The sequence below is a fragment of the Barnesiella viscericola DSM 18177 genome, assembly GCF_000512915.1.
Taxonomy (GTDB): domain Bacteria; phylum Bacteroidota; class Bacteroidia; order Bacteroidales; family Barnesiellaceae; genus Barnesiella; species Barnesiella viscericola.
The window spans coordinates 2458701-2482324 of the sequence record NZ_CP007034.1 but is presented as its reverse complement, the minus strand read 5'-3'; the positions used below and the strand labels follow the sequence as shown (position 1 = coordinate 2482324).

The following is a 23624-nucleotide window of genomic DNA, read 5'->3' as shown; positions in this document are numbered from 1 at the left end:
ATTAGTTTATCCAGGCGAGAGAAAATTTCTTTCGCCTGTTTATTGTAGATTTTCAATTATACTGAGACTGGATTTACTTTCATAGTAGCGAGATTTAGGTACAGGCCTTGATGCTCTATCATACCGTGACGGAACATTTTCCACAGCAGGTTGCAGCCGAGCTGCGCCAATGTCGAGTTGATAAACAGATCCTGTTTCTCCAATGCTTCGGCGAGGGAGCAGCTTGGACCTGAATCATTATCTTTCACTTTTGAGTACCGCACAAGGCGTGTCACCACTTTCAGTGAGCTTACCGTTTCATAAAGATGCGATTCCGGTTGCTTTATTTTTCTTGGCACAGTTCCCAATACAACCTGTCCGCTTGACTGCGAATTGCCAAAGTCGAGCCAATATATCGGTGTACCATGATTGGTGTAGTCTGATTCCTGTATCGCTTTCAGCACTTTCCATAAATTCATACGAGATTTCACATTGTCGGTGCATGTAATTGTGATATTGGCAAGATTATTCTTTCGTACATCCTTGGGACATACAGGATATAAGTCCGGGATTGCAGTCCAGTCATTCCCGAAGAAATTGTTTATCCGTGTCACCAGACACTGTGCCTTGTTCAGCCCGATATCCGACCAACCGAAAAGTTGACGCCCGATATTGGCCTCGGTAACTATGTCCGGGTCATAGACTGTCACGAATAGACCGGGATGGTTCAATGCCCTAAGTGTCACATCGAGCCGGGCGAGATTTGTAAGGACCTGTGAACCCGTGCCGCCGGCACCTATAAGGTTTACCGTAACCGGATGCTGCGGATTGAGCAGGTAATTGTGAATATAATGTACACGTTTCATTTCAGAAGGTCTTTTAGTTTAAGATTATTCAGAGGTATAAGTTCATTGAGGTTGAACGGTTTGTCACGTGCGGCCTTTGTCACCAGCACAAGATTGGACTTCGTAGGATTACGGCCTCCGCCCAAGTGTGAGAACTCCGTCAGCCAGAACCTTTTCTCAAGATATTCCAGAAATGTTCCGAATGTCGGTTGCCTCGGACTTTCAATTTTCGGATTCCCCATGCACACGCTGGCACTCGTGACGTTGAAAAACGGGGCGGCGTACAGTTTTGTCTCCGGAGTGGGGACTTCTCCTTTGAAGGCATACACGTTCATTCCGCCACCTTCCTTTGATTCATAGATCACTCCCGGAACATTATATTCCGCATTTTCAATCTTCAGGCTTTCCACAAAATACATCATTCGTCTTTGCGGCGGATTATACCATACATACCGTTCAGACCCCTTGCGTGTATCGCAATACAGCAGATTTGACGGCAATATCCCGCATGGAGTGCTGTCATGTACTTCCGAATAATTTCTCACAAGGTCATTCATGAACTCCAAGGTCACGGGGCGTCCTTCACCCATGTTTCCATTCTTGTCTATTGCACGCATCTCCAGAAAATGCTTCTTCTCGTCCTCGCTGACATAGGCGATCAGAACGGCCTTGGGATATATAACGGAACTTATCTCCCGTGTCAGTTGATTAGTATTTGTCATGATTCAAAATTTCTTATGATGTTAATGAATTTGTCGGACCATTGAAAGAACCGTTCGGGATACTCATCCGATATTTTGAAGAGAGATTTGGTGTCAGGAGTCAGTTTCATGGTTGTCACCGGTATTATCTCGTATGATTCCCGGTAATCAGAGTTTATGAAGTCAATCAGTGTCCTTGTCACTATGTCGTCATCCTCATAAACAATGCAGATCTGGCGGTGCAGCCTCACCGGATATATGTCCGGCTCTTCCTCAAAATATGGGTCATAGTCATAATCCATTATCGGTTTCTTCGGGTCAAGGAATTCCATACCGTCCAGCATGGCGTCTATCAGTTTTGATTCCCATGCGCTAACCGGCTTATAGTCATGTAACGCAGTGTGTATGTCATCATGATATGACTTTGTTTCAACACGTTTGAGTAGCTTGTTTATCGCGCCGGTCTGATATGACTCTATGCGTTTCCTGTCCTTGATAATTTCTTTGTCTGTCTCATTGGTGTCATGTTCCCAAAGGATACTTTCCATTATACACTCATGTTCATCACAATCCAATATTGAACCTATCCCGTTTGCGCGCATGAACCTGTTAAGGAACGATATGGCTATACGTCTAAGTTCGGCGTTGACTTGGGTTAGAAATTTTATTGGGAAATAATACAGCTCGCAGGTTCCCCAGCGATGGTATTTCCAGAGTGTAAAATGAAGTCTGCCGTCATACATCTCGATATTCAGACCAATCTTGTCGGAGAGAATGGTCTCCAAGTCATAGAATAACTGGTTGATGCTATCATTCAGGGTTCTGCCGGGTGTATGGTCGGCCTTCACGTTCAACAATTCCGCATATCGGAAATATGAATCACGCAGGAAATCATAGTTCTCCTGCGTGATTATGTTGAAAGTCCCATCCCCATAATCCTTGATTATGAACGAAGGTACTGTGCTCTGGAAGGTCGTTTTCAGAAAAGAATTACAGCACCGCTGGGCGCTGTAATTCTTCTTTGCCGGTTCACTCCGTAATGATAGCGCCTCTCGGTCTGGCTTATGAGCAGTTTTGCGAGCTGTTCCGACTGTGATTCGCTCAGGAGTCTGCATTGGTTCTCTTTTTTAGGTTTTACGGGCATTGGTTCTTATCCTTTGGTTCCGATTGTGGTCTTGAACTCATAGACCGCCGCATCGTCCTTCATGGTGGGACCGTGGACAGTGGCGGTTGTCAGTTCGGGATAGGTGTTGGAATAGAAACCCATCACCATTTCGGGGCTGTCCGATGGATTGGGGTCGTCAAGTGTGATTGTGGCTGTTCCTTTCTTGAAAGTGAACACGCGTTTGATTCCTGTGATTTCGAGTGCCATAGTCTTACATCATTTGAGGTTGAACATAGTTTCCTTGTAACATTGATGCCGGGAAGTCGGGGTAGTCTGCATATTCCTCCGGCCGGTAAGGAGGAGCGTCGTCAGGGTCCGCCATTCTTGGTGCATGAGCTGCCATGTCATGCTCGAATGGCATCGGCTGCTGCGCATACCGTGGCTGCCCGTTGGGAGGATACGTGCCGTGTTGTCCCCCGTTTGGCGGCGTCATCCCGCCATTTTGATGCGCATATTGCGGATAACCACCGTTGGGATGTGCCTGCTGCGGCCATCCCTGCGGCTGTTGCGGATATCCGTACTGGCCACCATATCCCTGTCCTGGGTTGCCGTATGGTTGTTGAGCGGGATGTGCGGCTTGTGCCGGCATTTCCTGCTGTGGCATGGTAGGTTGCTGTTGTGGCCCGGTTTGTTGAACAGTTTGCTGTTGAACTTGCGGTACAGGTTCCGGCATTGGCAGAGGCTGTGCCTGCGGTTGCTGTACCTGCGCCGTCGCGGGCTGTTGCACCGGTTGCTGGACTTGGGGCTGCTGCGGTTGAGCCTGCTCGGGTTCCTCCATCATTGCGAAGAGATCTCCTTGTCCCACTAACTTCTTCTGTTCGTCAAGCCGCTCGTCGATTGTCTTCAAGTCGTCGGGTTTGGCGTACTTGCGTGCCTCGGTAAGCGCGTCCACAGCCTCCTTGTGTCTCTTGGCGGCGATATGCTCCTCTGCCTTCTTGAGATTCTTTTCATACTTCTCGCGCTTCTCCCTGTCCTCTTTGGATTCTTTCGTCTTGGCTTCCTTAGCTCCCTTGCTCGATGACGCTGCTTTGTTGGCCTGCGCCTCGAACTGCGCCATGTTGGAGATCAGTCCTGATGCTTTTTGCATAGGACGTGCGACCACCTGCATGAAGCCTGAGTCGAGTTCTTCGGGTGTGCCGTTAAGTGTCAGCGGCACGATGCTGTTCTGCGCCTCGTCCTTGAGTGTGTTTGACTTCGGGAGCACCGACACCGCCATGCGTCCCTCGGCGGATTTGCGGATGACCAACGTGATATCCACGTTAGGGGTCATCATCTGGTTCATTGATTGAAAAAACATATTCTTATCGTATTTAGTGTGAATATTTCCGGTTATTGCCTGCGCTCATCCCTTGAAGAATTCAGCGAGAAGCCTGTTGCGGTCGGGATGGCGGCTTATCTCAATTATAGGATCCAGGATGGTGGAGATATGCACCGGTCCCCCTGTCCTGCGTGACGGAAACTTGATTTCCGGTCTTTGGATCCGGACGATTCTTTTCTTCGGCACCGGGATTGTCACCGCCGGCTGTGCCGCTGTCATGATAGCCTGTCTCATAGTCATTTCTTTTTTAATTTATTATTGAATATCCGGGCTTGGCAGCCCGATGAACTACAAGGGCATTACAGCGGCCGACTCCGGTAATGCAAGGCTTTCGGGAAAAATACCGGAGCGTAGCGAGGATGATTTTTCCCGAAACCGACAGGCCCGGCCTTGCAGTCCGAAAGAGGCGGGCGCTAATTTTGCCCGGTAGTTCCTTCGGGTCTGTCAGCCAGACTATTCCACTCGACCCTGGTTCATGCAGTCATTTTTCAACGGGGTACTACTAATATCAAGTTTTGTGGTATGCTTTATTTCAAATAAAATTCAATCCTAATGACGCATTATTAATTATGAACCATACCGCAGATACAGGTGTTGAAATTGGATAGTAAATAGTAATATGTAATATCACAGTTTATGACACAATATCAATTAAAACGGGCTTACGAACCCGCTTCTCCGGAAGACGGCTTCAGGGTATATATAGACAGACTTTGGCCGAGAGGTCTCTCGCACGAGACTTTCCATTATGATTTGTGGGATAAGGATATCGCGCCGTCCACAGAACTCCGCGAATGGTTCCATGAAGATCCCACTGACCGCTGGCCCGAATTTGAGATACGATATACCAAGGAACTGGAGGAAAATCCTTCATTCGGGACATTGCGACATCTTCTTGCACAGAAATCTGTCGTGACGTTACTTTATTCCTCTCATGACGAACAACATAACAATGCTATTGTGATCTATAATCTTCTAACAACATAACTTCTTAACATATCCTCCACTTATGAAAATGTTCTGTTACCAGTGCCAGGAGACGGCACGCGGCAAAGGCTGCGAGATACAAGGTGTATGCGGAAAGAAACCCGAGACGTCTGCAAGAATGGATCAGCTCCTTTATATAGCCCGGGGAATCGCCATCGTAAACCGGCAGTTGCGCGAGAAAGGCGCATCAAGCAAGGGTGCATCCCGGTTTATCGTCGACGCACTGTTCACCACCATCACCAACGCGAATTTCGACAATGATATGCTCGACGGCTATATCACAAAAGCCCTCGAACTGAAAAACGAACTCGAAGGAGAGTCGAAAAAACGCGGCATGGAGCCTCCTTTCATGCCTGAGGTGTCGTATCATATTCCAAAGGAGGAATATGGCGTACATGAGGTAATCGAACACGGAGGTACTCTTAAAGAAGAAATCACAAGTGTTCTCCACGACAAGAACCCGGACATAAGAGGTCTCAAACAGCTTGCCATGTACGGCTGCAAGGGTATGGCGGCCTATGCCCGTCACGCCTGTAACCTCGGTTATGAGGACGAAGATGTATATGTCATCATCGAGAACGCCCTTGCCGAGATAAGCCGTCCTGACATAGATGTGGACGAACTGTTCTCGCTTGTCCTTAATGTGGGCGAGGGCGGTGTAAAGGCTATGGCGCTGCTTGACAAGGCAAACACATCGACCTACGGCAACCCCGAAATCACCAGGGTCGACATTGGTGTCAGAAACCATCCGGGCATACTCGTGAGCGGTCATGACCTCAAGGATCTTGAGGAACTGCTCGAACAGTCCGCCGGCAAAGGTGTCGATATCTATACCCACTCGGAGATGCTCCCCGCCCAGAGCTACCCGTTCTTCAAGAAATTTCCCCACTTCGCAGGAAACTACGGCAACGCATGGTGGCGGCAGATTGACGAGTTTGAGACATTCAACGGCATGTTCCTCTTCACCTCCAACTGCATTGTGCCCCCGCGTCCGAAAACCACCTACATGGACCGCGTCTACACGACCGGTGTCGTCGGAATGCCCGGCACACATTTTATCCTCGAGGGGAAGGACGGCAAAAAGGATTTTTCCGAAATCATAGAGCGGGCGCAGACATGCCAGCCGCCGACAGAGATAGAGCACGGTGAGATTGTCGCCGGATTCGCCCATAACCAGGTGCTCGCTCTGGCACCTAAGATTATCGACCTCATCAAAAGCGGTAAAATCCGCAAGTTTGTGGTCATGGCAGGCTGTGACGGCAGAATGCCCTCGCGCAAATACTATACGGAATTTGCGGAAAGGCTCCCTAAAGACTGCGTGATTCTCACCGCAGGCTGTGCCAAATACCGCTACAACAAGCTTCCGCTCGGTGATATCGAGGGTGTTCCGCGCGTGCTCGATGCCGGACAGTGTAACGATTCCTATTCGCTCGTCGTGATTGCCAATGCTCTCAAGGATGCTTTCGGCCTGGAGAGTGTCAACGATCTGCCGATTGTCTACAACATCGCATGGTATGAGCAGAAGGCGGTGATAGTGCTTCTGGCCCTGTTGAGCCTCGGAGTGAAGAATATCCACACCGGCCCGACGCTGCCGGCGTTTTTCACCCCCGAAATTCTGAAAGTGCTTCAGGAGAAGTTCAATATAGGTACCATCACCACCGTTGACGAAGATCTGGCTACCCTTATCGGCTGAAAGAAATGGACGGTCGGAATGTGAATCGGTTTATCCATAAATATGTGATAGCGGCGGCACACGCCATCCTTTGGCTGGCGGCGCTGTCGCTTGCAGCATATTTCCATCTTGACCACGGGTATTCGGCTGCCGAGGCGCTTCTCGGTTCCACACTCATGGCATACTGTGCATATGTCTGTGAGTCCGGACTCGGCACGTGGCGCGTGGCGGCCGCTGCCGGTGATGTTAGGATTGATTTCAGGAAGGCCGGATTGTGGGGATGGATTGTCGTGAACATAGCGGTAGCAATAACCCTGTCGTTGCTTTTTCTGAAATACCCCGAATGGTGGATATTGCTCCTTATCATACTGAATGCCGGATGGCAGAAATATATGAACGGGCGAATACCGCCGCGTTTGCAGGAAACCTTTAAATCAGTCAAGTCATGAGAATATCATCCGAACTGTTCCTCTGCCTCGGGCTTGCCTTCACCGCATTATATTTTCTTATATTCGGCATCGGCTTTGTCATCACTATGAAGATTCGCAAAAAAAGAAACCTCTAAATAAATTTACGACATGTTCAGATTAAAAGACAGAATTCCATACGCGGACGGCTCCATAGCAAAGGAGATTGTCATGCAGAACCATAGCGGGCTTTCGCTCCTTATGGCAGTAGACAAGGGACTTGAGATTCCCACACATACGGCTAATGCCGACGTGCTCGTCCAGATAATAGAAGGAAGCATGGAGTTCACTATTGAGGATAAAGTGCTTGAGTTGAAAGAGGGTGATGCGCTCACTATGACACCGGGTGTGAAACATTCCTTAAAGGCTACGGAACGGTTCAAGGTTCTTGTCACCAAACTCAATGCATAATCCCGTACTGGCTTTCACAATTAAGACATTCGGAGAGCATAGACTCCTCGGATGTCTTTATTATTTCCCTGCCAAATGGCGTATAGCCATGACGGGATGATAAAACAGCATTCTCGGACCGGAAAAACGCATGACCTCTTTTATTTTTTCTTTCATATCCGGGCGGTAACAATGTATCTTACAGTTACGGCAGCTTCCCTTTTCATCACCGAAAGGACAATGGCGCAGACGGTTTTCCGCATATTCCGCCAGTTTTTCACAATCCGGACAAAGATTTTTGTACCCTTCTTTCAAGCGGCAGTATAGACGAATCATCTGCCATACCACCTTGATTTCATATTTGATCTTCATCTATGGCTTGGATTTTCCAACCGACGGCTCTGTGAGCGTTATCTTTACAACAACGGTTCGTTCGAGACTGCGCTTTATCGCTTCATCAAAATTCTCCATATGTTTAGGGAGAAAGCGTTGACAGAGCAGACGCAAAGCCATAATCTTTTCCGAATTATCAGTCACAATCTCCGCTTCCCCTAAAGCAATGGCAGAGTCATAATACATCGTAAAATTCTTTTTCTCGGCCTCAAACTTCGGGGTGCATCGACTGACGGCACTCAGACTTACAACGGGATTGGCCCTTATGCAATCCAGCTTATCCCCCTCGTCGGCGCAATGGAAATAAAACGTGCGTCTGTTACTCCTTATCAACGACAGCGGGAGTCCGTACGGCGTTCCGTCCAGACGAATCATTGACATAGTTACAAAGGGTGCACGGTCAAACACATTAAGTGCCCATTCCTCATCTTTCTGCCTTGCTGCTTTTCTCATCTGCTTCATGTTGCAAATTTAAGAAAAATAAAAAATAAAAGAATAACAATCTGATTGTTTCTGAAGCATCAATAACCATCCAGTCACATCGGATAGAGAGACAGCATTATCATATCCGATAAAATATTGTGATTAACATTTATAGGACATATGGCATTGTGACATTTCAGAAAATCAGACCGCTGATTATGGCGAACAGCAGTGCCGCCGCCACTATGATGCAGGCAATTTTATAGAGGAATCGGAAGAATCCCCTGAAAAAGACTATTGCCAACGCCGCCCATACAGGTGATACTCCCCTTGTATAGAGGTATCCGAACACGGCGGCCAAAGCGAGTATCAGGATCGCTTTCCACAGCCACCTCATGCCTATGATCCTTGTGATAAGTGCAGATGCTTTCATAACTATATATATTTACCGGGGTGACACGGTGTCATCCGGATTTCGGAGGCTCCCCCGTGGCGCGCCTCCACAGGCAAGGCTACGGGTAAAAATACCGGAGCGAAGCGAGGATGATTTTTGCCCGTACCGCAAGGCCCGGCCTTGACGGTGGAAACGGGCGAGCCACGAACTTCGCCTCCGAATCCGAATGACGGCATTCACTGTCCTATCTCTTTCTTGAAGTCTTCCTGTCCGGGAAAGCGAGCGTGACATTGTAGCCGCCGTCGAAAACAAGCATGGCATCGAATGAATTTCCCTTCTTTCCCTTGAATCCCTTTATCAGCTTAGTCTTGCCGGATGACAGCAACTGCTCGATATGGCCGTCCGTGAGTTCCTTGTTCAAGAATCGTCTGAATACCAACAGACCGCAGGTTGTGTTATCGCACCGGGCAGTCTTGGCTCGAATGACGACATTCCCTTTGCCGCATTTGGGACACGGTCGGGAATGTACCGGGGTGACTGGCACGGTTATTCCGAGAATTTCAGTGGTGGCCTTGCGCGTATAGCCGACGATGGCGTTCATGAAGGTAGAGGGTTCAAGAGTGTGCCGTTCAATCTGCAACAGTGTGTTTTCCCAGCTGCCTGTCATGCCTACATCCGCCACGAGCATATCCTTTACGGCATCGTACAGTGCCAGACCTTTGTCGGTGGGTACGATGCTCTTGCCGGAACGACGTATGTAGTCGCGTTTCACCAGCGTGGCGATAATGGCCGCACGAGTGGCGGGCGTGCCGATGCCTATGTCGCGGACAGCCTCGCGCGCCTTCTCATCGGTGATATCCTTGCCGCACGATTCCATTGCGGCAAGGAGGGTGGCCTCGGTGTACAACGGACGCGGCATGGTCTTCCTCTGCGCCAGCCCTTGTCCCGAAACCGGTGCGGTGTCACCAACTGAAAAGGCTGGGCAAGCCGCATTTTCATCGGATTCATCCTCGCCACGGTCCTCCTTGCGGTCAAACACGGCACGCCAGCCGGGTATTACGACGGACGAGGACTTGGAACGGAACGGCATCCCGCAGATTTCGGCTTCGGTCAGGTATGTTTCGGTGACACACGGTGGCGAGAATGCTTCGAGTATACGCCCGGCAATCATCAGATAGACGGCACGTTCGTCGCCTGAAATGCCCGAGGAGGTGACACCGGTGACAATCAGAGCGTGATGGTCGGTCACTTTGGAGTCGTTTACGCTGCGGTTGTTGAGCGTTGAAAGGTCAAAAGCAGTGCCGTAGGCGTGGAATTCCGGCATGGCGCACACCTTTTGCAGCAGTTCCGGCACGGTTCGCATGACATCCTGCGGTATGTAACGGCTCCCGGTTCGCGGATAGGATATCAGTTTCTTCTCGTAGAGCGACTGCGCCACGGCCAGAGTCTTTTCGGCGGTCATGTCGTGATGTACGTTGCAGTCCTTCTGGAGAGCTGTGAGGTCGTAAAGAAGCGGAGGCTGGCGGTCGGAACGCCTGCATTCCGCCTTGGTGACACGCCCCGTGGCACCGGGTACGATACGGGAGAAGGCGGCGTCAGCCTGTGTCTTTTCCCTGAAATCATCCTTGTGGAAGAAACGGCACAGACTGCCGTCCCTGGAGAGAGTCACATGGAGCTGCCAGTAAGGGGCGGACACGAAATCACGGTTCTCACGGAAACGGGCGCACACCATAGCCAGCGTGGGTGTCTGCACACGTCCGATTGAGCTGTTGGAAGTGCCCGACACGCAGGCGAGGGCGCGGCTGGCGTTCATCCCCACAAGCCAGTCGGCTTTCGCGCGGCAATCTGCGGCGGCATGGAGGCTGTCGTACTCACGACCGTCGCGCAGGTTCGCCATGCCGGTACGGATTGCCTCGTCTGTGAGCGACGATATCCACAGTCTGCGGAAAGGCTTGGTGTAGCCGAGGTATTCATAGATATAGCGGAAGATGAGTTCCCCTTCGCGTCCCGCATCGGTCGCCACGATGATGCTGTCGCATTTCGAGAACACATCGTCAATGATCTTGAGTTGCTTTGCGGCGGCGATGTCAGTTACCATGCCACGGTCGGTACGGATCTGGCGCACCACCAGCCGGAATGGGTCGGGAATCATGGGAAGGGTTTCGGGAGTTGTACGGTCGTAACCGTATGCGCCCGGCATGGCGAGCGACACGAGGTGCCCGAGCGCCCATGTCACCATGTAGCCGTTGCCGGTACAGTAACCCTCTTTGCGTATATTGGCGCCGACGACACGGGCGATGTCCTGCCCTACACTCGGCTTTTCAGTTATGATTGCTATCATATTGTGTAAAAATTTAGCCGTTCCCCGCCATAGTCAGGGGCAGGGAACGGCGGTTTGACATTAGGTTATATAAGGCTCTGTCATGCGGGCTTGATGCCGATAATCTCAAGGAGCGGTTCGCCGCTATCCCTGCGTACAAGCTGCAAGGTGGCGTCGAGGACGACATCCACACCGAGGAGCACGAGACTGAGGGATATCACACCGGTTTTCCCACCTTGCAGGAGCGTGTCGAGTTCGCCGGCCATCTCAAGCTCGTCACGGAGTATGCCGATGGATTCCAGTTCGCCCCAGTCCACATCTTCGGCATTGAAAGGAGCTATGTTTTCCTGATTCATTGTCATGGTCTTTTACGTTACACATTGTTCATATCGTCAGCCGACGCTCTGGCCTTTCGGCTTGCGGTTCTGCTGTCCTTGCCCCTGCGACTGACGTCGTTCCTGAGCCTGGGCGACCACATTGCGTTGCGAGGCGTCGCGCTTGCGGGTGGGATCCTCGTTGTAGTAGTCCAGACGGCCGGTGTTGAAGTTAGCCATGACATATTGGGCGAATGGTTTCTTGTCAAAGCCTATCATCCCTTCGATGAGCACCGCCTTGCCGTCCTGAAGCTGGGCACGTTCGGTCGCGGTCAGAGTCTTGCCCCACAGTTCTGCTGGTATCTTGAACTGCTCTCGCTGCTCGAAGCCGTCCGGCGTGCGGGAGTAGCTCAACCGTCCGGTTTCAAGGTCGGCCTTGATAAACGAGGAAAATTCCTCACCTTTGCGGTTCACCATTTCTTTGAGGAATATTACCCGACCGGCACGCAGTTCCTCACGCTCTTCCCCGGTGAGCTTCACACCGTTGATTTCCTTGGGAATGTAGATTTCCCGGTCTCCTTCGGGCGAATCCGGATTGTAGCGCGTGTATGCCGGACGCCCGCTTTGCGGGTCGAGTTTGACAAACGAAGAGAAGTATTCACCGTCCTTTCGCTTCATATCCTCCACGAAGATGGCTTTTCCGAGATTGAGATCCTCAACCTGCTGCTTGGTGAGTTTCACGCCTCCGAGTTCCTGACGGTTGAACACCCTGTCGTTCTCGAAGATGTATTCTATTCCGCGACGTTCGGCGCTGATCTGCACTTTGGCGTCGAAGTCGTTGCCGGCCTGCGACTTCATGCCTTCGAGGAATACGGCTTTCCCTTCCTTCAGGTCGTTCTTTTCCTGCTCGGTGAGTTTGACACCCTTGATTTCATCGGGGATGAACACATTCTCGGCCTTCATCGCCACGACCTCATTGGTGAGTTTGTCGATGCTGATGAAGGTGGGGACAATCTCACCGCTGCGGGATTTGAGATCCACAACGCGCCCCATGTTGCCGGTCTCCAACAGGTTCTTCTTGTCCTCGTCGGAGAAGATATGCCCGAAATAAGGGCGATCGAGGTCCGGTTTCTGACGCATACCATGAATAGCGAGTACGACAGGCCCGTTTGCCGACTGTTGGAACGACAGGCGTGCGTCCGTGCGGAGCACGGCTGAGCCGAAGTTCATGGTTATGGGTACCATCTGGTTAGTCTTGTAGCCACGGAGCATCTGGTCGAGCAGTCCGCGCTCGGCGAGATAGTCACGCGAGATGCCGAACAATTTGAGTTGTTCCCAGTCGATCATTGACTCGTTGTAACGCGGGGCGCGCTGTTCCGGCTGTTGTCCGGCGGCTGCCGCCTGCTGTGCGTGTACCTCGCGGGGTGACATCCGCACTTCTTCCTGGTCTTTTTGTTTCTTTGCCATTTCTTCTACATTTTGATTGTTGGTGTTTTCTTGTTGTTTCCCCTTCGGGGTAATCTCGTATTTCTTGAGGAATTCCTCCAATGCGTCGGTTTTCTTCCCTGCGGCGATGTCCTCTATCGCCTGTCTTACATCGGGGTCGTCAAGATGCTTGTCCTTTACCGACAGGATACCGAAACGAGTGGGGTCTTTGAGCTGGCTCCAGAAATTCTTGAGGAAATTCTCGAACATGTCCGCATAGCGGTCGATTTTCAGGAACGAGTTGCGGTGCTTTGTGTCAGCCGGGATAGTTTCATGTCGCCCGTCCTTGTCAAGTTTTGACACCGCCTGCAATATCAGCTCCATCTTGTCAAGTATGAACACGATGTCGCTCATCTGCTCGTTCTCGGTGATTTTGGGTGTCGGCGGATCCGGTTCCGCCCTTGCTGATTTTTTTGCCATACCTTGAAGTATTTAGAGTGAATAAATAAATGTTTCCACTGCAAATATAGGCTCTAAAATCATACAAAATACTGATTTGCAAACGATTGACAATACGTTGCACCGTATGTCATCACGTTGCACCGCAGGGTGTCACGCAAAGGTCGGAATGAGCCGATTACGGGGCGAAAAAGACAGATACGGAGGGAAACGGAAAGGAGAACAGGCGGGGCGGAGAAAACGACCGTAATATGCAGAATTGAGAGGCGGAGCTGCTTTTGTCCCCACTTCTATCCGTAAGTAAAAAACAGGCGGCAGGATTATATGTGTTCTTGTAATATGGCATTGGTTGTGGCACCGTCAATATACCATAATGCCGGCGCCACAGTTTTTCAGTTGACCGTTTTATGCGTCATCGGTCGGCATCGCTTGCTAAGTCCCGACCGACACTACAACTCGGAGGGGCAAAACCGGAGCGTTTTTTCCAAGAAAAATTACCGCAGGGAATTTTTTGCAGGAAAACCCGGAGGGCCTGAACGTGAGGATTTCGGTCTCCGAGTTACCTTGATAAAGGGACTTAGCCGGCGATGCCGACCGTGCTGTTATTTTATTCATTAATGGCAAATTACATACAGCGTATTGAACGCATAATAATAGTTGAATGTGGTAGGCTATGAAAAAACTCATTCATCGTTAATATCCATTAAATCAGACAATATTCCCCAAAAAACAACATCAAAGAAATGGCTCATGTGCAAATTTATTTAAGTGATAATTAGGATATAATGAATTTAATAGCTAACTTTGCCGCTGAAATCCATTTTACAAAATTGCAATTCTCGCAAAAATATAAAATGACATGGTTATACCTCGTGACAGATATTTAGAGCTGCTTGTATCCCGTAAGCATAACGGGTTGATAAAGATCATTACCGGCATGAGGCGATGCGGCAAATCTTTTCTTCTCTTCAAATTATTCAAGGAGCATCTTATAGCAGAAGGCGTCCCTGAATCACATATTATCCGTATTGAACTCGATGACCGACGGAACAAATCATTGCGAGACCCTGATGTATGTCTGGAATATGTGACAAGCCTGCTAAAAGATGAGGGTCAGTATTACCTGCTTATAGACGAGGTACAGTTTATGGCGGAATTCGAGGATGTACTCAATAGCTTTCTTCACATGGATAACCTTGACACTTATGTCACAGGCAGTAATTCCAAGTTCCTGTCCACAGACATAATTACAGAGTTCAGGGGACGGGGAGATGAAATACATGTACGTCCGTTAAGTTTTGCGGAATACTGCGCCGTATATCCGAATATGGCGTGGGATGACGCATGGAACATCTACCACACATACGGAGGTCTGCCGTATGCCGTATTACTGGATAAAGCGGAAGACAAGGCGCAGTATCTTAAACGGTTGTTCCGGGAGGTTTACCTTAAAGATATTGTGGAGCGCAATAAAGTCCAGAACAATATCCAGATGGGTATTCTTTTGGATATAATATCATCGAGTATCGGCTCCCTGACAAATCCACGAAAACTGGAAAACACATTCAAAAGCGACGGTAACATAAGTATATCGGCAGCAACCATAAAACAGTATCTTGACTATTTCATTGACGCTTTCATGGTGGAAAAGGCGGAGAGATATGATATCAAAGGGAAAAAATACATATCCACACCTCAGAAATATTATTTCTCGGATTTGGGTTTGCGCAATGCAAGGCTGAATTTCCGCCAGCAGGAGGAAACGCACATAATGGAAAATGTCATTTATAATGAATTGCGTATGCGAGGTTATTCAGTTGATGTGGGCGTTATTGAGATTAATGAGCGAACATCAGATGGCACTTATGCGCGTAAACAGATAGAAATAGATTTTGTTGCAAACAAAGGAAGTCAGAGGTATTATATTCAATCTGCGTTTGCCCTTCCTTCTTTGGAAAAAGTAGCCCAGGAAGAGCGTCCCTTAAAAAATGTCCCTGATTCCTTTAAGAAAATCATAGTTGTCAAGGACAATATTATGCTACGCCGTGATGATAATGGTATAACCACAATGGGATTAAAACAATTTCTGCTTGACCCTCACAGCCTTGAATTATGACTTAGTACAGCGATTATCTAACGTATTCGTTCGTGACACTATAACAGCGGAACCTGCTTCAATGTAGATTCCGCTGTTTTCTTGAGTTTTTATTGTAATAAACTCATTTTGGATTTTTCAATAGCCGTGGTATCATCAGCTCATCACAGGCATCTTTCAACGCCACCCAATAGCCGCCATACTCCGTATGGTCCTCGTGCATACTCTCAGCAATTCGCTCAAGGTCGTCATCGCCGACGGCATCGGCGTCATATCCTACGGATACAATGTCCTCACGCGACACGGTTGAGACAATAGCATATCCATCATTGCGTGACAGTTCCAGCTTTATTTTATCAAGGAGTTTTTTAGACAGCCTATTCTCCGGATGTGAGCGGATATATTCCGCACATTCTTTCAGTAACGTTATCATAAGCTTTTATTATTTGAAAGATAACCTTCATCAGTCCATTTGCCAAACCGGAAGCATTCCACCAAAATGAAATCCTCACCGCCGTATTCTGCCAGGGATTTCAAATCGGAAATGTTGTCGCAGTGATAGAATATGCTCTTATCCATCGCTGCGGCTTTATCGTCCGCCTTCAATGAGATTTTTACGTTCAGGTTGTCCCCGTCATCTTTGTACAATATCCGGCAGTTGGCATAGTCCGGCTCTGTGTCCGAATAAGACTTGAATTCCTGATACAATCTGTCTATATCCATTTTGACTTCATCGGGATCGGTCAGTTCCGGATACGTGCCACAATCCTCGCACTGTCCGTACCGGAAAGACTCATCCGTATAACGCTTGAACACATTGCCGTTGGGATTTACTATCGCTTCACAAGCGACATTGGCGCTTCCGCACCTTGTACATATAACACTCATATATCTTCTATTTTAGTTAGTTGTCAATCCAAAAATTCACACTATATGTCCCACATGGCTTTCCGAAAGCCGGATACCGGTCAAATTCAGTATGATCGTTCCACATGACTTCCATAATATAGCCGTTCGGAAAATTTGATTTTATGAATTCCGAAACGAGAGTCCGATGTTCGTCATCAAGGCTCGTATCCTCACTGATCCCATATTCGAGCGCATATATGGCCCATTCCGGGATATTGTCGTATTTGATTTTTTTCATAATCATAATCCTTATCGGGCACAGCAGCCTGTGTCCTATTCTTGCCGCCATGACAGCCACACGCCGGACAGTGCAAGGCTTTCGGGAAAAATACCGCAAGCCCCACGGGGCGCGGAAGATTTTTCCACGAAACCCGCAGGGCCTGGCCTTGCATCCGTCCGAAAGGCATGTGGCTACCTTTGCGGAGAGAATAGACACCGGCTTTATTTCTCCCCGCCTTCTCCGTTATCCTCCGGCGGGAGCAGATGCTGTAATTCCGGGTCGTTTTTAATGCGTTCCATCTCGTCGGCGATTATCTGCTCTACATCATTCTTTATCTGAGAATAGTTTCTTTCAATCTGTTCCTGCATGATGTCGTTGCCATCCTCGTCCAGAAAATCATTGATTACAGGAATTTTCTTGTAAGCTTTCGTTTCTGCCGCCACTCTTGCGCTGTCAACGATAATGCGCGAGTGAAAGATCTTCTGGTCTATCTCCTCGCCGAAGTTGTCGGCGACGCTGCCGACGAACGTACCCTGTGACAGATTGGCTATCTTGGATGCGGGAATGAGGAAATCGAGCTGGGTGTTTATCGAGGTGGAAGTATCCTGTCGGTTGATGGATACCGACTGGCGCTGCTGGAGTATCTTTCCGAAACGCTCCGACAAGTTCTTTGCCGTCTCGCCGACGACCTGCCCGCTGAAGATATTGCCGACAGTGTTCTGGATTACCTTCGCCTCCTTGTCGCCATAGTCTCGCGCAAGTTGGGAGAAGTCCTGGAAGCCGAGACATACCGCTACCTTGTTGGAGCGTGCAGTGGCAATGAGGTTGTCGATGCCGCGAAAATATATGGTCGGCAGCTCGTCAATGATGATTGAACTCTTGAGCTGTCCTTTCTTGTTTATCAGCTTTACTATTCGGCTGTTATATAGTCCGAGGGCAGCCGAATATATGTTTTGCCTATCCGGATTATTGCCTACACAGAGGATTTTGGGAGCCTGCGGATTGTTCAGGTCGAGCGTGAAATCATCGCCTGTCATAACCCAGTACAGCTGCGGCGAAATCATCCTCGACAGTGGGATTTTCGCGGAAGCTATCTGGCCTTGAAGTTGGTCCTGGGCGCCCCCTTTCCATGCGTCCATAAAGGGGGACAGGTAGTTTTCAAGCGAGGGATATGAGGTGAGAATGGTGAATATGTCGGCATACGGCTTATTTAGGAACTCGATGGCATGGGGGAAGGTACAGTAGCGTCCTTCCTTATATATACGGAGGTACCATATTATAGCGGCGAGCAGGATAATCGGCGACTCAACGAAGAAATCTCCCTGTTTCTGTATCCAAGTCTTGTTCAGATTCAAGAGTATGGTGTATGCCGATTCGTATGCGTCGCTGATATCCGCCATGAACTGCGGATTGATAGGATTGCACCTGTGCGAGCGGCGAGGATCGTCGAAATTTATCACATAGAACTCCGGCTTCACCTTGTATTTGTCAAGGTTTTTGAGCAGCTCGTTGTAGGCGATGATGGATAGGTCATCAAACTTGTAGTCATACAGGTATAGCGCGAACCCTTTGGAAATCTGTTGCTTGATGTAGTTGTTCACCACCGCGTAGCTCTTGCCGGAACCGGGCGTACCGAGAACTATCGAAGCGCGGAACGGATTTACCACGTTTATCCATCCGTCCCATTCGCGTCCCTGATACACAAACTTGGTAGGCAGATTCACCGAATACTCATTCTCCATGAGGCGTGTCTCCTGCATGAAGCTCTCGTTGGCCGTGTTGAACACATCGTCCATGAGGTTGTGGCGGAACATGCGGCTTGTCCATATTCCGGCCATGAGCAGCAGTATGTATCCGACCGTGAGTGTCGCGGTGTATAACGCCGCATTCACCATCGGAGACAATGGCAAGGAAAGCATCCACCAGTTCATGAAGAAAAGCACGAGTCCCGATATGTAGGCTCCGTAGATTTTCTCCCATGTCATCTTCCGGTTCTTGACGCCCTTGGTGCCGAGGCATGACAGGGCGAGGAATATCAGAGCGAACATCTTTGTGAGAAGAAGGTTCTTGAAAAGTCCCGCAGTCCGCTGGAAGTTCAGCAGTATGCGGTCCACGACTCCGATGTTCACGCCAAGGTCGGTTATAGCCTGGTAGCAATACCAGTAAACATGTATCACTACGAATAAGATGGAGATGGCGCGCATGAATTCCATGACTTTCGCCAATCCCCTGAGGTCATCTTCCTGTTGCATATTGTATAATTTTTTAAGGGTTTATGATGTCGGTTTTTATTGCAGCCCGCGATAACGGCGTTTCTTCTTTTTCTTGCGAAGCAGACGGTTCGCCAGAGCTTCCTCTTGCGGATCTGGTCCGTTGGTGTCAAGCGACAGTATTCCGAAAGCCTGCTGTATCGCTTCGCCAATGTCGGTGACAGCATTGGAATGTGTGCCAATACGCAGGTCGTCGTTACGTCCGTCAAGCCTCGGAATATCAGTATTGGAATTGAAAAGATTCTCGAAAGCGTTTGCCGAGAACTCCCTGCCGAGCCGAGATCCGTTATACACTTCTCTATTGCGGTGGTCTATGAAAGTGGCGCCGTAGATGCGCCCGTCATCGTTCTCCCGGAACACCACGTCTATGCCGCGCGAGGCCAGCATAAACACGAAGGTGTCACGGTCAACACGGCAACCGTGCTTGGCAATGGCGACATCTGCCGTAATCTTCGGTTGCCATTTCTTAGCCTTATAGTCACGCGCGTTGTAGCCTATACGTTTCTGTATCCCCTCATAGCCGAACCTCTTGCCGAGAAGCGATGACTTGACAGGTGTGCTGACCGGACGACCCGAATCATCGGTAATCGCATAGACGATACCGTTGTAGGGAGTTCCCTCATGTTCACCTTTCACCTGTTTCGCCTCGATGTTGAAGCATGACAGCAACGCGCTGTATTCTCCGAACGACTGGAAACGGTATGATGAAAACACGCTCTTGAGAATGTTGCCGATCTGACGCTTCACATCACCGTCACGGTAATCGGCCTTTTTCAGATACGGTTCCAGCAGTTCGCGGCGTTTGTCTGCCACCTGCTGCAACCCGAATTTCCGTTCCAGTTCGCGGCAGGCGCGCATGGAGCGGTTCCACTCGTATGAGTCGTCGATCTTCTCTCCGCGCTCGTTCACGCAGGTTGACACTATATGTATGTGGCGGCGCTCTATGTCTTCATGAAGGAACACTATATATGGCTGGGAACCATAGCCTATCTTGCGCATATACTCGTCGGCAAGCATTGCCAGCTGCTTTTCCGAGAGATTGTCATCAAGCGACGGATTGAGAGATATATGCAGTATCGGCTTGTCCGTGTTCTTGTTTGCCAACAGGTATTTCCGGAAGCCGTAGATGGCATTCTGCATATTAATATCGGGACAGTTGGCCGAATCAGTAATCATTCCATTCCCCGATATTATACGCGCGGTCCTGTCATCCACCTTCTGCCAGTTATAGGCGAGCGCCCCGTAGAGCGAAACGCCCCGGTTGATTTTCGCCACCATGTCAGTCCGGAAGATGGGTGTTCAGATACTTTTCCTTGTACTCGTTGATAAGAGCCACTATCTGGCGGCTCACTATCACAAGTTCGACGGTCTCCTTCTCCAATTTGCGGAGCAGCACGAAAGCCCTCTTGTCACCGAAATTGGTCTTTACGGCTTTAACCACCTGGTTGTAGTTGTTACCTATCGCCTGGAACTGGTGATAGAAATTGGTAAGCCGGATGTAGAAATCCGTTGTCGCCGGGTCTATCTTTATCACCTTAGAAGCCTCGTCAAGAGCCTTCATCTTGATGTAGCGTGCGCGGTATCTGAGACCCGATTTCTGGAAAAGGATCTCGAAACGCCCGTTCTCTTCCGATGTGAACTTGATGCTGTAACGGAAAACAGCCGGGTCTTTTTTAGGTTTCCGGCCTGCCGTTTTCTTTCTTTTGGTTCTTTTTTCGTCTGCCATATTATATGTTTTTGGTTCTTTATAATCCGGCACGGATTTCCGACTTTGGAGGAAATCCCCTCCCGAGCCGTCAGGCGAGTGGCAAGTTGTTTTGGGATGCCCGAATTTATTTCGGGCTGCCCAAAACACAACTTGCTATGTTCGCTTGAACATGAATTTGCCTGAAGTCAAATTGAGTTTTGACCTTCAGCCTCATTCTTCAGCTTCGGGATAGCTCCATCCGGCATCCATTCCGTTGTCGGTGGCAAAGTTACGATGGTATATCTATCTGTAAAACAGTGGATTATATGTAACAAGATGTCATACGGTGACAAGAGTCGTCACCGTCCCTGGATGATGGTGGTTATTCGGGAAAATCCCCTTTTATTTGCAGTGCGGACGGTTGCGACCGGCCTTCTGATAGCGGAATAATGGTCATATTATCCGATGATTCCGGTAACGGTCGGGATGATGGAAGCAATATCGGACGGGACTGTTGACGGATTGTCATGACCAACAGACAGACCGCGGATGGAAGCGATGTCGGAAAGATGCGGTAACAGTCGCATTAAAGGTTATGACACCGGATGATACCGTTAACGGATGCGAATTCGGATGGTTGGAAAGAAACGTCTGCGGATTCACGGATTAGTGGATGACACCGGTATTTATTCAATAACAATTAAAAAGAAAGACTTATGAGTAAAGAAACTTTGTTCGTTGCGATCAGCAACCAGAAAGGAGGGGTCGGGAAATCGGCCCTGTCCGTAGTGCTTGCCAGTTACTTCCATTTCGAGAAGGGGCTGAATGTGGCCATCGTTGACTGTGACTCTCCCCAACACAGTCTCGTACGTATGAGGGAGCGTGACAAAAAGGCTGTTTCCAACAGTGCCTATTACCGGCAGCTGATCAAACAGCAGTGGAGCCAAGTGCAGAAAAAGGCCTATCCCATTGTAGGTTCTACCGCTGAAAAGGCAAGGGAGGCGGCTGATGAGATTGCGGCAAGCGGAGATTACGACCTCATCTTTGTGGATCTTCCCGGAACGGTCGAGTCCACCGGGGTATTCCGTACGATTGTCAATATGGATTACGTGCTTACTCCCACCGTTCCGGACCTGATTGTGATGCAGAGTACGCTGGCATTTGCCACGACCGTGCTTGACCACATCAAGAAGATGGAAAATACCCCGTTGCTCAAGGACATCTTCTTTTTCTGGAACAAATTGAAAAAACGTACTAATGTGGAGATTCTCAGGTCATACTCGGAAGTCATGAGAGAACTGCATCTGACAGTCCTTGACAGCACGCTTCCTGACCTGTGCCGTTATGAAAAGGAGATTACCCATGCCAAGCGTGCCTTTTTCCGTTGCACGCTGATGCCACCTCCGGCCAGGCAACTGGAAGGCAGCGGGCTGGTGGAACTTGCGGAAGAGCTTATGGTCAAATTTAAACTTGGAGAGTCATGAAAAAGAAAATCGTAGAGGTGGACGAAGATGTCCTAAAGGATATCATCGTCGGCGACATACCTGTTTTCGGCAAGGACAGCCCCGCCCCGAAAGAAAAGTCCGTGGAACATCAGGAAGCGAAAAAAACTGCCGCAACCGTACCGGCAGATACTCCGGCTGGCAAGCCCGCCGTGGAGAAGCCCAAGAAGAAAAAAGATGAGTCCTGCGGATACCGAGAAAGGTTTCTGGTCAACATCCCCGCTTCAAACCGCTCCCATGTCTATATCAACCGTGAAGTGGCCGAGTGCATCAAACGGGTATTGCCTGTCATCGCTCCGGAGATGAGCATATCCGGCTTTATCAGCAATATCCTTGTGGACCACCTGCAAAAGCATTGGGACGAAATCACCGACCTGTATAACAAAGAATATTATAAACCCTTAAAACCATTTTGATTATGATTCCCCTACTCTATTTTACAGTAAAAGCCGTATGTGCAATTTATGTACTGTGCCAGGTGTGGAAATTCATTTTTCGTCGGCGCATGTATGGAATATGGGACCGCCTATTCAGAGTGATACGGATTGCCCGCGTCAGATTGTGGAAATACCACAAGCGACGAATGGAACAAGCTGAGCGTCGAGCTCGCAAAAAGGCCAAATATAAAAAGCCGGGAACAGATACAGCCAAAGAAAAATCGGAAACGGCTATACCCTCATCACCCCCCGAAGACGATGATGTAATTGGCAAAACAAAGATTGTCTATCTGGAAGATCCGAAAACGACGACACAGATTCCTACCCGTTCCGAACCTATGGAGAAAGTTCCTTTAGAGGAAGAGGAAGATATCGGTACCGATGATGTGACACAAGAGAACAAGGGGCTGACGGAAGAGGACCGGGCGGAGCTGATGGCTCCAGTAGATACCGAACCTGACCCGGATTTCAACACGGCATTGACAATCGAGGAAATAAACAACGTGGCTGAGGTCCTTACCTCCGGGACTACGGACGAACAGAAAGCCAGACGGGCCGCAAGAACCATTCATTACAAACTGAGTGAGACGGAGATACTGACCTTCCTGACCGACAAGCTGAGCAATCTGGATAAGGTAAACGGTCTGCTTGACAAGTATTTGGGTGACCGACCGGGTCCCTCAGGAAAAACAGGCCATAAGGAAGAAGAGCCTTTCGATATAAACCAGTATGCGTGATTAGCAGTTCAAACCAACCAGACTTCAACGGTCAGACCGTTGAAATCTGGTTGAATGTGAGTTTTGGTGTCAGTTCCTTATGCTTTTAATCACCTCATTTCTCTTGTTCTGTTAAAATTTCTATCAGTTTATATCTAACATTGCTATCATCAGCAGGAGGATTTGCTAAGGTCGTTTTTTCAACCTTAAGAGTGTATTCAGTCCCTTTCTTATAAACAAATCCATCTATACCACTGAAAGGAAGTTTTGAATAGCTTGCATTTCTTTCTTCTTTAACAAGCATACACTCTATAGGAGTCTCACTTCCCCAAGGTGTATAAGTATCTGTTTCTGCAGAAACATACATTTTTACAATTTCTACTTTGTCTGTCAGATCATCTTTATCACAACTGATAAAGGTGTATGTAAACAGGAACAGCATGAGTATTCCAACTAAATTCTTTGTCTTCATATCACTTTGGTTTATAGATTCGTAATTATAAAGTTCCAACTAACATTGATCTAAGCACTTCCAA

27 protein-coding genes are annotated in these 23624 nt (G+C 49.0%); 8 read left to right on the top strand and 19 right to left on the bottom strand.

The window, feature by feature from the left end; all coding sequences use genetic code 11:
- Positions 1-56: 56 nt before the first annotated feature.
- Genes BARVI_RS10305 through BARVI_RS13525 form a run of 6 tightly spaced genes read right to left on the bottom strand, consistent with a single transcriptional unit; the run spans position 57 to position 4242 of the window.
- Positions 57-845 carry a PRTRC system ThiF family protein gene (locus tag BARVI_RS10305; RefSeq protein ID WP_025279170.1) on the bottom strand — a complete coding sequence of 263 codons (789 nt, stop codon included), beginning with the start codon at positions 843-845 and terminating at the stop codon, positions 57-59.
- Entirely contained in the window at positions 842-1546 is a 705-nt protein-coding gene (locus tag BARVI_RS10300) for a prokaryotic E2 ligase family D protein (RefSeq protein WP_025279169.1), read from the bottom strand. Before BARVI_RS10300 ends, BARVI_RS10305 begins: the two co-directional genes overlap by 4 nt.
- Positions 1543-2640 (bottom strand): hypothetical protein, encoded by a 1098-nt coding sequence (locus BARVI_RS10295; RefSeq protein ID WP_025279168.1) that lies wholly within the window; start codon positions 2638-2640, stop codon positions 1543-1545. The genes BARVI_RS10300 and BARVI_RS10295 overlap by 4 nt, the downstream gene beginning before the upstream one ends.
- 35 nt (positions 2641-2675) lie before the next feature.
- The gene (locus tag BARVI_RS10290; protein ID WP_016274015.1) at positions 2676-2897 is read right to left on the bottom strand and encodes a PRTRC system protein C; all 222 of its coding nucleotides are present in this window, start codon (positions 2895-2897) and stop codon (positions 2676-2678) included.
- A gap of 4 nt (positions 2898-2901) precedes the next feature.
- A complete protein-coding gene (locus tag BARVI_RS10285) occupies positions 2902-3987 on the bottom strand; it encodes a PRTRC system protein E (RefSeq protein ID WP_025279167.1) in 1086 nt (361 codons plus the stop codon).
- A 45-nt stretch (positions 3988-4032) separates the two neighbouring features.
- The gene (locus BARVI_RS13525; RefSeq protein WP_025279166.1) at positions 4033-4242 is read right to left on the bottom strand and encodes a hypothetical protein; all 210 of its coding nucleotides are present in this window, start codon (positions 4240-4242) and stop codon (positions 4033-4035) included.
- A 402-nt stretch (positions 4243-4644) separates the two neighbouring features.
- Between BARVI_RS13525 and BARVI_RS10275 the strand changes: the two genes are divergently transcribed.
- From BARVI_RS10275 to BARVI_RS10260, 4 genes are all read left to right on the top strand, one after another.
- A complete protein-coding gene (locus BARVI_RS10275; RefSeq protein WP_025279165.1) occupies positions 4645-4995 on the top strand; it encodes a DUF488 domain-containing protein in 351 nt (116 codons plus the stop codon).
- A gap of 22 nt (positions 4996-5017) precedes the next feature.
- Positions 5018-6688 (top strand): hydroxylamine reductase, encoded by a 1671-nt coding sequence (gene hcp, locus BARVI_RS10270; RefSeq protein ID WP_025279164.1) that lies wholly within the window; start codon positions 5018-5020, stop codon positions 6686-6688.
- Positions 6689-6693: 5 nt separating this feature from the next.
- Positions 6694-7116 carry a hypothetical protein gene (locus tag BARVI_RS10265; RefSeq protein WP_025279163.1) on the top strand — a complete coding sequence of 141 codons (423 nt, stop codon included), beginning with the start codon at positions 6694-6696 and terminating at the stop codon, positions 7114-7116.
- Positions 7117-7245: 129 nt separating this feature from the next.
- Positions 7246-7545: a cupin domain-containing protein gene (locus tag BARVI_RS10260; protein WP_025279162.1), complete on the top strand. Its 300-nt coding sequence runs from the start codon at positions 7246-7248 to the stop codon at positions 7543-7545.
- 60 nt (positions 7546-7605) lie between these two features.
- Here the strand turns inward: BARVI_RS10260 and BARVI_RS10255 are convergent, their stop codons facing one another.
- The 6 genes from BARVI_RS10255 to BARVI_RS10230 form a co-directional block, all read right to left on the bottom strand.
- Complete coding sequence (locus tag BARVI_RS10255; protein WP_025279161.1) at positions 7606-7896, bottom strand: nitrous oxide-stimulated promoter family protein; 291 nt, start codon at positions 7894-7896, stop codon at positions 7606-7608.
- Positions 7897-8379, bottom strand: coding sequence for a pyridoxamine 5'-phosphate oxidase family protein (locus BARVI_RS10250; RefSeq protein ID WP_025279160.1), 483 nt, complete (start codon positions 8377-8379; stop codon positions 7897-7899). It abuts the gene before it with no gap.
- A 157-nt stretch (positions 8380-8536) separates the two neighbouring features.
- The gene (locus BARVI_RS10245) at positions 8537-8773 is read right to left on the bottom strand and encodes a hypothetical protein (RefSeq protein ID WP_025279159.1); all 237 of its coding nucleotides are present in this window, start codon (positions 8771-8773) and stop codon (positions 8537-8539) included.
- A gap of 205 nt (positions 8774-8978) precedes the next feature.
- Positions 8979-11075, bottom strand: a complete 2097-nt coding sequence (locus tag BARVI_RS10240; protein WP_025279158.1) for a type IA DNA topoisomerase — start codon at positions 11073-11075, stop codon at positions 8979-8981.
- A gap of 80 nt (positions 11076-11155) precedes the next feature.
- Positions 11156-11416 (bottom strand): DUF4099 domain-containing protein, encoded by a 261-nt coding sequence (locus tag BARVI_RS10235; protein WP_025279157.1) that lies wholly within the window; start codon positions 11414-11416, stop codon positions 11156-11158.
- 30 nt (positions 11417-11446) lie between these two features.
- Positions 11447-13273, bottom strand: coding sequence for a DUF3945 domain-containing protein (locus tag BARVI_RS10230; protein ID WP_025279156.1), 1827 nt, complete (start codon positions 13271-13273; stop codon positions 11447-11449).
- An 838-nt stretch (positions 13274-14111) separates the two neighbouring features.
- Here BARVI_RS10230 and BARVI_RS10225 point away from each other — a divergent pair.
- Positions 14112-15368, top strand: a complete 1257-nt coding sequence (locus BARVI_RS10225) for an ATP-binding protein (RefSeq protein WP_025279155.1) — start codon at positions 14112-14114, stop codon at positions 15366-15368.
- Positions 15369-15471: 103 nt separating this feature from the next.
- On the opposite strand, the gene BARVI_RS10220 is transcribed toward BARVI_RS10225, so the two are convergent.
- The 6 genes from BARVI_RS10220 to mobA all read right to left on the bottom strand — a co-directional run bounded on the left by BARVI_RS10220 (position 15472) and on the right by mobA (position 20472).
- Positions 15472-15780 (bottom strand): hypothetical protein, encoded by a 309-nt coding sequence (locus tag BARVI_RS10220; protein WP_025279154.1) that lies wholly within the window; start codon positions 15778-15780, stop codon positions 15472-15474.
- A complete protein-coding gene (locus BARVI_RS10215; RefSeq protein WP_025279153.1) occupies positions 15777-16235 on the bottom strand; it encodes a hypothetical protein in 459 nt (152 codons plus the stop codon). Before BARVI_RS10215 ends, BARVI_RS10220 begins: the two co-directional genes overlap by 4 nt.
- A 16-nt stretch (positions 16236-16251) precedes the next feature.
- The gene (locus BARVI_RS10210; protein WP_025279152.1) at positions 16252-16494 is read right to left on the bottom strand and encodes a DUF6926 domain-containing protein; all 243 of its coding nucleotides are present in this window, start codon (positions 16492-16494) and stop codon (positions 16252-16254) included.
- A 203-nt stretch (positions 16495-16697) separates the two neighbouring features.
- Positions 16698-18728, bottom strand: a complete 2031-nt coding sequence (gene mobC, locus BARVI_RS10205) for a conjugal transfer protein MobC (RefSeq protein WP_025279151.1) — start codon at positions 18726-18728, stop codon at positions 16698-16700.
- 36 nt (positions 18729-18764) lie between these two features.
- A complete protein-coding gene (mobB, locus tag BARVI_RS10200) occupies positions 18765-20024 on the bottom strand; it encodes a conjugal transfer protein MobB (RefSeq protein WP_025279150.1) in 1260 nt (419 codons plus the stop codon).
- Between the two features lies 1 nt (position 20025).
- On the bottom strand, positions 20026-20472 hold the full coding sequence (mobA, locus tag BARVI_RS10195) for a conjugal transfer protein MobA (RefSeq protein ID WP_025279149.1): 447 nt from the start codon (positions 20470-20472) through the stop codon (positions 20026-20028).
- 677 nt (positions 20473-21149) lie between these two features.
- On the opposite strand from mobA, the gene BARVI_RS10190 reads away from it, so the two are divergent.
- From BARVI_RS10190 to BARVI_RS10180, 3 genes are read left to right on the top strand one after another with little or no spacing between them, the layout of a single operon-like run.
- Positions 21150-21917, top strand: a complete 768-nt coding sequence (locus BARVI_RS10190; protein ID WP_025279148.1) for a ParA family protein — start codon at positions 21150-21152, stop codon at positions 21915-21917.
- On the top strand, positions 21914-22351 hold the full coding sequence (locus BARVI_RS10185) for a DUF3408 domain-containing protein (protein WP_025279147.1): 438 nt from the start codon (positions 21914-21916) through the stop codon (positions 22349-22351). The genes BARVI_RS10190 and BARVI_RS10185 overlap by 4 nt, the downstream gene beginning before the upstream one ends.
- A gap of 2 nt (positions 22352-22353) precedes the next feature.
- Complete coding sequence (locus BARVI_RS10180) at positions 22354-23109, top strand: DUF4122 family protein (protein WP_025279146.1); 756 nt, start codon at positions 22354-22356, stop codon at positions 23107-23109.
- A gap of 94 nt (positions 23110-23203) precedes the next feature.
- On the opposite strand, the gene BARVI_RS10175 is transcribed toward BARVI_RS10180, so the two are convergent.
- Entirely contained in the window at positions 23204-23560 is a 357-nt protein-coding gene (locus BARVI_RS10175; RefSeq protein ID WP_025279145.1) for a DUF4377 domain-containing protein, read from the bottom strand.
- Positions 23561-23624 lie beyond the last annotated feature (64 nt).